General features: G+C 35.4%; 9 protein-coding genes. 6 read left to right on the forward strand and 3 right to left on the reverse strand.

Features of this window, described 5'->3' with window-relative positions; genetic code table 11:
• From rpoD to HMPREF3029_RS07305, 4 genes are all read left to right on the forward strand, one after another.
• A partial coding sequence (gene rpoD / locus HMPREF3029_RS07290; protein WP_070710288.1) for an RNA polymerase sigma factor RpoD occupies positions 1 to 811 on the forward strand: 811 nt, incomplete at its 5' end.
• Between the two features lie 103 nt (positions 812 to 914).
• Positions 915 to 1,289 (forward strand): c-type cytochrome, encoded by a 375-nt coding sequence (locus tag HMPREF3029_RS07295; protein WP_068128282.1) that lies wholly within the window; start codon positions 915 to 917, stop codon positions 1,287 to 1,289.
• A gap of 63 nt (positions 1,290 to 1,352) precedes the next feature.
• A complete protein-coding gene (locus HMPREF3029_RS07300) occupies positions 1,353 to 2,033 on the forward strand; it encodes a tRNA (adenine(22)-N(1))-methyltransferase (RefSeq protein ID WP_068128283.1) in 681 nt (226 codons plus the stop codon).
• A complete protein-coding gene (locus tag HMPREF3029_RS07305) occupies positions 2,023 to 3,090 on the forward strand; it encodes a Nif3-like dinuclear metal center hexameric protein (protein WP_070710280.1) in 1,068 nt (355 codons plus the stop codon). Before HMPREF3029_RS07300 ends, HMPREF3029_RS07305 begins: the two co-directional genes overlap by 11 nt.
• 37 nt (positions 3,091 to 3,127) lie before the next feature.
• Here HMPREF3029_RS07305 and HMPREF3029_RS07310 read toward each other — a convergent pair whose 3' ends face one another.
• The 3 genes from HMPREF3029_RS07310 to HMPREF3029_RS07320 all read right to left on the reverse strand — a co-directional run bounded on the left by HMPREF3029_RS07310 (position 3,128) and on the right by HMPREF3029_RS07320 (position 6,766).
• Positions 3,128 to 4,099 (reverse strand): c-type cytochrome, encoded by a 972-nt coding sequence (locus tag HMPREF3029_RS07310; protein ID WP_070710281.1) that lies wholly within the window; start codon positions 4,097 to 4,099, stop codon positions 3,128 to 3,130.
• A 177-nt stretch (positions 4,100 to 4,276) separates the two neighbouring features.
• On the reverse strand, positions 4,277 to 5,677 hold the full coding sequence (locus HMPREF3029_RS07315) for a YfcC family protein (protein ID WP_070710282.1): 1,401 nt from the start codon (positions 5,675 to 5,677) through the stop codon (positions 4,277 to 4,279).
• 126 nt (positions 5,678 to 5,803) lie between these two features.
• Positions 5,804 to 6,766 (reverse strand): 4-hydroxy-3-methylbut-2-enyl diphosphate reductase, encoded by a 963-nt coding sequence (locus HMPREF3029_RS07320; RefSeq protein ID WP_070710283.1) that lies wholly within the window; start codon positions 6,764 to 6,766, stop codon positions 5,804 to 5,806.
• A gap of 126 nt (positions 6,767 to 6,892) precedes the next feature.
• Between HMPREF3029_RS07320 and HMPREF3029_RS07325 the strand changes: the two genes are divergently transcribed.
• A complete protein-coding gene (locus HMPREF3029_RS07325) occupies positions 6,893 to 8,212 on the forward strand; it encodes a DEAD/DEAH box helicase (RefSeq protein ID WP_070710284.1) in 1,320 nt (439 codons plus the stop codon).
• 6 nt (positions 8,213 to 8,218) lie between these two features.
• Entirely contained in the window at positions 8,219 to 9,118 is a 900-nt protein-coding gene (locus HMPREF3029_RS07330) for a deoxyribonuclease IV (protein ID WP_068128293.1), read from the forward strand.
• The last annotated feature ends 62 nt before the right edge of the window (positions 9,119 to 9,180 follow it).

Here is a 9,180-nt window from a genome sequence, read left to right on the forward strand (position 1 = left end):
ACGTATGTATTTAAAAGAAATCGGACGCGTAGATCTATTAACAGCTCAAGAAGAAGTTGAACTCGCAAAACGCATTGAAGAGGGAGACTTAGAGGCTAAAAATAAATTAGCAGAAGCAAACTTACGTCTTGTAGTGAGTATTGCTAAGCGTTATGTCGGTCGTGGGATGTTATTCCTTGATCTTATTCAAGAAGGTAATATGGGACTCATTAAAGCTGTTGAAAAATTCGACTTTACGAAAGGGTTTAAATTCTCTACGTATGCAACGTGGTGGATTCGTCAAGCGATTACGCGTGCGATTGCTGACCAAGCGAGAACAATTCGTATCCCTGTTCATATGGTTGAAACGATTAACAAACTCATTCGTATTCAAAGACAATTACTTCAAGATTTAGGGCGTGAACCAACACCTGAAGAAATTGGAGAAGAAATGGACATTACAGCTGATAGAGTGAGAGAAATTTTAAAAATCTCACAAGAACCAGTTTCTCTTGAGACTCCGATTGGTGAAGAAGATGACTCTCACCTTGGTGATTTCATCGAAGACGTTGAAGCACAAAGTCCATCAGACCACGCAGCATATGAAATGCTTAAAGATCAATTAGAAGATGTACTTGATACGTTAACGGACCGTGAAGAGAATGTATTACGTCTTCGTTTTGGTTTAGATGACGGACGTACTCGTACGTTAGAAGAGGTTGGTAAAGTGTTTGGAGTGACACGAGAACGTATACGTCAAATCGAAGCGAAAGCGTTAAGAAAACTACGTCACCCATCTCGATCTAAAAAACTTAAAGATTTTATGGATTAATTGTGAACAAAGTGTATAATTACTAAAAAAACTCGTTGGAATTTACTTGCAAGTAGTATACAATTGAATAAGAATATGCTAATTATAAGGGGAGGGAAATTTAATGAACAAGAATCCAATTATCCCATTCTTACTGATCATCTTCCTAGGTGTCGGACTTGTATTCTTACTTTCTTCGTACGGAGCTACTGATGATGGTGAAGATACTGCTGATAACGGAACTGAACAACAAGACGGAGATAACGCATCTTCTGGAGATGCTGATGGTGAAAGCGTAGCAAAAGATAACTGTTCGTCTTGTCACGGTCAAGACTTCTCTGGTGGTATGGGTCCTGCTTTAGCTGGAACTGGCGTTGACAAAGAAACATTTGTTAAAGATGTTAGAAATGGTATTGAAGGAACTGCAATGCCAGCGTTCTCTGAAAGTCAAATTTCAGATGAAGAAATCGACGCAATTTATGAATTCTTTACTAAGTAATAAATAATTGAAATTATAACTCCTACATTTGATGTAGGAGTTTTTTTAAATTAGGTGAACATAATGATTGACACGAGACTAAAAGCAGTAAGTAAATACGTTGTTGGAGAAAGATTGTTAGACGTCGGTAGTGACCATGCGTATTTACCTATTTATTTAATAGAACAAAACAAAATTAAATATGCCGTAGCAGGTGAAGTTGTTAAAGGACCGTTTGAAAACTCAAAATCGAATGTTAAAGGATATAAATTTGACGATAAAATCGATGTGAGACTAGGGTCTGGTTTATCTGTTATTCAAAAAGATGAACAGTTTGATACTATTACGATTTGTGGTATGGGCGGTCCTTTAATCGCGTCTATTATAAAAGAAGGCATAAGTTATTTAAATAATACGCCGAGGTTTGTAGTAAGCTCAAATGTTTATGGTGAATCTGTTAGGCGTGAGATGGCCAATTTAAACTATAAAATTATCTCTGAAGAAATAAACTTCTATAATAATAAATTTTATGAACTCATCGTATTTGAATATGGTGAAGACGATTTGAGTGATTTAGAGTTTAAATTTGGACCTATCAATTTAAAAGATAGAACAGATCTTTTTTTATTAAAATTACAAAAAGATAAAGAACACCTACAGCATATTAAAAGTCAAATTGAACAATCGAGTAAAAAAACAGATAAGTTAGAAGAGATTACGAACGACATAAATTTAATTAATCAGGTGATTAATCATGAATATTAAAGAGTTAATGGCAGTTCTTAATACAGTTGCACCGTTTAAAGATGCTGAAGACTGGGATAACGTCGGTCTTCTCGTTGGTTCAAATGATAATATAGTCACAGGGATTATGACGACACTTGACTGTAATGTAGACGTTATTGATGAGGCACTTAATGAAAATGTGAATACAATTATCGCGCATCATCCAATCATTTTTCCAAAGATTTCTAAGCTCGATGATAGTTATCAATCAAAAATTATAAAAACCCTTATAAAAAATGATATGAATTTAATCGCAATGCACACAAACCTTGACCATCAAGATGATGGGGTAAGTGTTATGATTGCAGAAACTCTTGGTCTAAAAGTCATATCTCCTTTAATTCGACATGATGAGGTATCATACAAGTTACGCGTGAATATTCCTAAAGAAGATAAAGAAACGTTTAAAAAGGAGTTAAGCGACATTGGATTTGGTAATCAAGGAGACTATAGCGAATGTTTCTTTGAATATGACGTTCAAGGTCAATTTAGACCAAATGAACATGCTAATCCTACAATTGGAACGCATAATGAATTAGAGTACGTAGATGAAGTCATCATTGAAGCAATATTCGACGGAAGTACGGATAAAATATTAAAAATGATCGAAGCACATCCATATGAAGAGCCAGCATATGACGTATTTACGATTACAAAACCAACAAGTAACGGTCTCGGTGTAGTTGCTGAATTTAACGGCACAATGGATGCTTTAGTTAAACAAATAAAGACATCATCAAAGACACCAATCGTTAATGTCGTAAAAGGTAATGACGAAAAATTAGCGCGTGTTGCGATAGTTGGTGGCAGTGGTGCGAGCTTTATCTCTCAAGCGATGAGACAAGCAGATTGCCTCATAACTGGAGACATTAAATACCACGAAGCATTCGATGCAAAAGAAGAAGGATTTAATTTAATCGATGCTGGACATTATTTAGAATATATGATGATCGACGGATTAAAAAATAAATTAGCTGAAAAAATAGATTTAAAAGTAGTAGCAACAAACATCAATACGAATCCATTTATTTATTAAAAAGAAGCAGATGCCGACGCATCTGCTTTATTCATTACTAATTATTCTCGTTATATTTTTGAACTGCTTTAAAGTCAGTCCATTTCATTTTGCCGTTTTTAATCTTTTCACGTGTTTCTTTGTTGAAGTAGTCATCTGGCTTTCCTTCAGGGAACAAGTTTTCACCTTTAAATTCTGGTCGATCCTGCATGAGTAAATAACCAGCAAGGTCTGCTGCTTCTTGGTCAGTTAAAGTACCAGGTTGACCGAGCGGCATGTAGCGTTTTAAGTAACCATGCATTTGTTGTAATCTAGCCATTCCAGCACCATCATTAAATGAATGTTCTCCATATAATGCTGGTCCAGTTAAGTGTGCATTGTCAGCAAGTGGATCACCGTGACATGTTGTACAGTTAAAACGTTCCATTAAAGCTTCACCATTGCTCACGTTTGGTTCAGGTAGTTCTTCAGAAGCTAACTTAGTAGTCATAAATGGATATTCTTCGCCTTCAACACCATCACTGATATATTCATAGAAGGCAATAAATGCTTTCATCTCTTCTGAATCTTCATCGAGTTCAGTACCGTTCATACTTCTGATGAAACAACCGTTAATACGTTCTTCTAACGTAACTTCTCGACCTTCACGCTTAGAGTATTGTGGGAATCGTTTTGTGACTCCGATCATGTTGACAGCGTCACCGATACCGCTTTGAGCGTGACAGCTTGCACATGATAATCTGTTGCCAACGTTATTTGGTAATAAATCAGCAGTGTGGTCACTTAACTCTCTACCGCGATTAATAAGTGCTTGCTCTTCTTCAGAATAGCTGTCTAAGTCTTTTAAAACGGAGCTAAACGGAACAGGATTGCCATCCTCATCGAGCTCAATTTCTTTCGTTGCTGTCTCACTCTCTGTTGCTTGGTTCTTTGTTTCGTTTTTACTTTCATCATTAGTATTTGTTGAACAAGCGCTAATGACAATAATAATCGAAAGGGCGAGTAGTGATAGTAGTAACTTGTACCTCATAACTAGTACCTCCAATATCATATTTTTAAATATATATATTTATTAATTTAAAGTTATTATTAGTACTAAGTTCTAGTTATTTATTTCATTTTAATTATACATTATTAATTGTTTTTGTTCATTAAAATTTGAGGATTAAAAAATCTCTTAAGTGATTTCACTTAAGAGATTTTGTTATTACATTGGACCGTAGTTGATGAAGTACGCGATGACGAGTAATATCGCACCGATTGTGTACCAAATAATTAGTAACGGCCAAATGAATTTGATCCAGTCTGTATATTTAATTTTTGCAATTGCTAATGCTGCCATGAAGTATCCTGATGTTGGGTAGAAAATATTTGAGAACCCATCACCAAATAGGAATGCAAGTACGGCAGTTTGTCTTGTCATTTCTGTTAAGTCGACAATTCCGATAATAATAGGCATCGTCGCAGCTGCTTGTCCACTACCTGAAGGGATTAAGAAGTTAATTAACCCTTGGACAACCATCATTGCAACTGGAATTATTGATTCAGGTAAAAGTACTACGATTTTACTTAATCCGTATACAATTGTGTCCATAATCATACCATCTGCTAAGACTACAGAAATTGCTCTCGCAACCCCAACGATGAATGCTCCGAGTAAGATCATACGCATACCGTCATTCATATATTCAGCAATTTTAGATGGCTTTAATCCTGCAATTAGACCGATTAAAATACCACTAAAGATATAGTAACCACCTAATTCTAAGAAGTACCATTTATATTGGAAAATCATAAATGCCATTAAAACGAGTAAAACAATTAATACGAATGTTGCAATAACTGTTCTTGTCTCTGATTTTGGATATTCGACTTTTTCTTTTACAAATTCACTATTGTCAACGTTATCTGTAACAAGTGAAGCCTCTGGATTTTTTTGTACTTTTTTAATATAACGACTGACAAAGATAATACCAACAGTGAGCATAATTACTAATGCGATTGCACGGTACCATAGACCAGAGAATAATGGAAGCTCAGCAATCGTATGTGCTGTACCGACGTTTGCAGCAGTTGTTAAACCACAAGCAAATCCAATGACAGTTGATATTAATATAATTGCTGTTGATGCAATACGGTCATACCCAAATTTTAAAAATAGGGGTAGCAATGCTGGTAAGAAAATGAGTGATGCTTCAATCATTCCTGTCATCGCAACGAATAGTGCAAGTACAAAGGAAATTACAGGAACGATAAGTAAACCTTTGTTTCCAAATGTTTTAATTAGGAAGTTTAAAATAACATCGATAATTCCAGCTTTTTCAATGACACCAAACATCGCACCAATTGCTAAAATACCGAATATGATAATAACAGTTTCTTGAATTCCTCTTGGAATCGCTGTCATAAATTCCATGAAAGTAACCGGTGCTTGGTCGATATAGTGGAACGTATCTGCAATAATTACGTTAATTCCATTTACTTCTTCACGATCGAATGTACCTGCTGGAATAATGTAAGACGCTACTGATGCAAGCAAGATAATAATAAATAGAATAACGTAAATGTGTGGCATTTGAAACTTTTGTTTTGTTTCTTGTTTCTCCATAAATTCACCTCGTTAGTTAATGATGGTTATAATTATACAGAAATAGTGTTGAATAATGCAATGTTTAATTCTAGTTCATCTGTTCATTAAAAATAAAATACGGCTGTAACAATACAGCCGTATAAGTTAGTCTAGTATTTTAACTGGTTTTGGATTTTTAATATTTGGCAATATTTTTTCTCTAGGTACAGTAGAAGTTGGCTCTACTACATTTTCTTTATCGTAGTTTGATAAGTAGTCAATGACTTCTTTAACAATTTGTGTTGGTGTTGAAGCACCTGCAGTCACCGCTACTGTTTCAACTCCATCTAACCACTCGAGTTTTAAATCAGAGAGTGACGAGATACGGTACGCATTCGTATGTGCAATTTCTTTTGAAACTTGAGCGAGTCGGTTAGAGTTATTACTCTTTGGATCTCCAACGACAATTAAAAGATCTGCGTCTTTTGCTTGTTCTGCAACCGCTTCTTGACGAACTTGTGTTGCCATACATATTTCTCTATGAACTTCGATATGTGGGAATTCTTCTTTTAATGCATTCATAATATGCTGAACATCCCACTGACTCATCGTCGTTTGGTTCGTGACGATTAGTTTTTTATCATGTAAACGATTTGGAAGTAATTGAATGTCTTCAATCGTTTCGATTAAGTGGACCTCTTCTGGTGCAACACCGACTGCACCTTCTGGTTCTGGATGTCCTTTTTTACCGATATATATCACTTCGTAACCTTCTTTTGTTTTGTTCGAAATTAAATCGTGGGTAAATTGAACATCTGGACACGTCGCATCAATACACGTTAATCCCTTTTCTTTTGCGCGTCTTTTTACTTCTGGTGACACACCATGTGCAGTAAAGATTACGGTACCTTCTTCGATTTGTTCTAATATTTCTAAGCGATTCTCACCATCTAATGTGATAATCCCTTCATCTTCAAATGCATCAGTCACGTGTTTATTGTGAACGATCATCCCTAATATATAAATCGGTCTAGGTAATGTCTTATCTAGAGATGCATTTTTGGCAATAACCATTGCATCGACGACACCGTAACAATATCCACGTGGTGAAATTTTAATTATATCCATTCAGATGCCTCCTCTTCATTGATTATATATCATTATTAATTGAATTCAAATGAATCACTAGTGGTATCTTAAAAGTCGATGTTCATGTATAATATAGTGCGAGTTAAAATAGAAATAGGTGAGAATATGAACGCATTCAAAAGATTTAATTTTAAAGAAGGTATGCTTGAAGCAATTGATAACATTCACTTTACTCATCCGACTCTCGTTCAAGAAAGAGTTATTCCAAGAATTTTAAAAGGAAGTAATGTTATCGTTCAAAGCTCAACGGGTAGTGGTAAAAGCCATGCGTTTTTATTACCGATTATTAATAACATTCAAGTGGATGAAAAGAAAGTACAGTCAATTATAGTCGCACCAACAAGAGAGTTAGCACGTCAGCTTTATAATATGACAACGGATATATTAGAATCTTTCCCTAAAATTGAAGCGAAATTATTTATCGGTGGTAAAGATTTCGAAAGAGATAAAACACGTGCTGAGAATAGTCCGCATATTGCGATTGGTACTCCGAATAGATTAATAGAACTCATTCATTCATCGAGTTTAAAAGTGTCAGAAGCAAAGTCAATCGTCATTGATGAAGCAGATTTAAGTATTGATTTAGGATTTTTAGAAACGATTGACCAAATTTCTAATGCGATGGATCCGTCCGCACAATTTTTAGTGTTTTCAGCGACAATTCCAAATGAGTTGCGTCACTTTTTACAAAAGTATTTAACGCATACAGAAGTGTTAGAAATTGACAATACACGTCAAAAAACTAATATCCATTACAGTTTAATTCCAGTTCGTAGTAAAGATAAGAACAATAAAGTATTAGAACTGACACAATCGATTACACCGTATTTAGGATTTATTTTCGCAAATACACGCGAACGTGCAGATGAGTTATATGAATTTCTTTTAGAAAATGGGGTAAACGTTGGGTTATTCCACGGTGGTTTAAAGCCGAGAGAACGTAAGCAGATGATTCATCAAATCCATAATCTAGATTATCACTACGTCGTAGCAAGTGATTTAGCTGCACGTGGTTTAGATTTTGACGGAGCGTCACACGTTATTAATTATGATATCCCGAGAGAAATTGAATTCTTCACTCATAGAGTAGGTCGTGTTGGTCGAGGAGAGTATACAGGTGTTGCAATAACACTGTATGATCCAAACGAAGAAGACTTAATCGATCAAATTGAAGAAAAAGGATTCACTTTTGAACATGAAGACTTAATAAACGGTCAACTTAAACCGATTAAAAAGCGAAACAAACGTGATACGAGACGTCGTAAAGAAGTTCGCTTAGATGAGGATGTTTCATATAAAGTACGTAAACCAAAAAAAGTAAAACCAGGTTATAAAAAGAAAATGAAACAACAACTAGAACAACTGAAAAAAGACAAGCGTAAACAATATGCGCAAAATCAAAAAAGAAGAAATAAAAAGAGGTAAGATAATATGTTAATCGGATCACACGTACCGATGAATGGTAAAAAAATGTTAGAAGGCGCAGTTGAAACTGCACATTCTTACGGTGAAAATACATTTATGATTTATACAGGTGCACCACAAAACACGAGAAGAAAACCGATTGAAGAGTTAAATATCGAAAGAGGACAAGAACTCATTAAAGCGTACGGTATGAAAGACATCGTCGTACACGCACCATATATCATAAACATCGCAAACACTACTCGTGAAGGCGTGTTTGACTTAGGTGTTGAGTTTTTAATTAATGAAATCGCGCGTACTGAAGCAATTGGTTCAAAACAAATTGTACTTCACCCTGGAGCACACGTTGGTGCGGGTGTAGACGCTGGAATAGAATCGATTATTAAAGGTTTAAACATCGTTTTAGAAGAAAAACACGACGTACAAATCGCTTTAGAGACGATGGCTGGTAAAGGATCAGAAATCGGTCGTAACTTTGAAGAAATCGCGCGTATAATTGACGGGGTCACTCACAACGAGCGTTTAAGCGTTACGTTTGATACGTGTCACGTTCACGACTCAGGATATGACATTAAAAATGACTTTGACGGTGTACTCAATGAATTTGATAAAACAATCGGAGTCGATCGTATTAAAGTCGTTCACGTGAACGATTCTAAAAACGAAGTCGGCGCGAAAAAAGACCGTCATGAGAACTATGGTTTCGGTCATATCGGATTTGACGCATTACAATATATCGTCAATCACGAAACGTTTAAAGATTTACCGAAAATTTTAGAGACACCATTTGTTGGTTTAGACAAAAAAGATAAACAACCCCCATATAAGCATGAAATTGAAATGATTAAAAGCGGTGTGTTTGATCCACAACTACTTGAAAAAATAAATCCAAATATAAAATCATAATATTAAAACGAGCACTGTAAAAGTGCTCGTTTCAGGCTGTAGACAAAGTCTCTTATGAGATG

Origin of the sequence: Nosocomiicoccus sp. HMSC059G07 (assembly GCF_001815515.1) — a bacterium.
Lineage (GTDB): Bacteria > Bacillota > Bacilli > Staphylococcales > Salinicoccaceae > Nosocomiicoccus > Nosocomiicoccus ampullae_A.

Coding starts and splice junctions, on each gene's coding strand:
- HMPREF3029_RS07295 (WP_068128282.1), top strand. CDS start 915: ATGAACAAGAATCCAATTATCCCATTCTTACTGATCATCTTCCTAGGT.
- HMPREF3029_RS07300 (WP_068128283.1), top strand. CDS start 1,353: ATGATTGACACGAGACTAAAAGCAGTAAGTAAATACGTTGTTGGAGAA.
- HMPREF3029_RS07305 (WP_070710280.1), top strand. CDS start 2,023: ATGAATATTAAAGAGTTAATGGCAGTTCTTAATACAGTTGCACCGTTT.
- HMPREF3029_RS07310 (WP_070710281.1), bottom strand. CDS start 4,099: ATGAGGTACAAGTTACTACTATCACTACTCGCCCTTTCGATTATTATT.
- HMPREF3029_RS07315 (WP_070710282.1), bottom strand. CDS start 5,677: ATGGAGAAACAAGAAACAAAACAAAAGTTTCAAATGCCACACATTTAC.
- HMPREF3029_RS07320 (WP_070710283.1), bottom strand. CDS start 6,766: ATGGATATAATTAAAATTTCACCACGTGGATATTGTTACGGTGTCGTC.
- HMPREF3029_RS07325 (WP_070710284.1), top strand. CDS start 6,893: ATGAACGCATTCAAAAGATTTAATTTTAAAGAAGGTATGCTTGAAGCA.
- HMPREF3029_RS07330 (WP_068128293.1), top strand. CDS start 8,219: ATGTTAATCGGATCACACGTACCGATGAATGGTAAAAAAATGTTAGAA.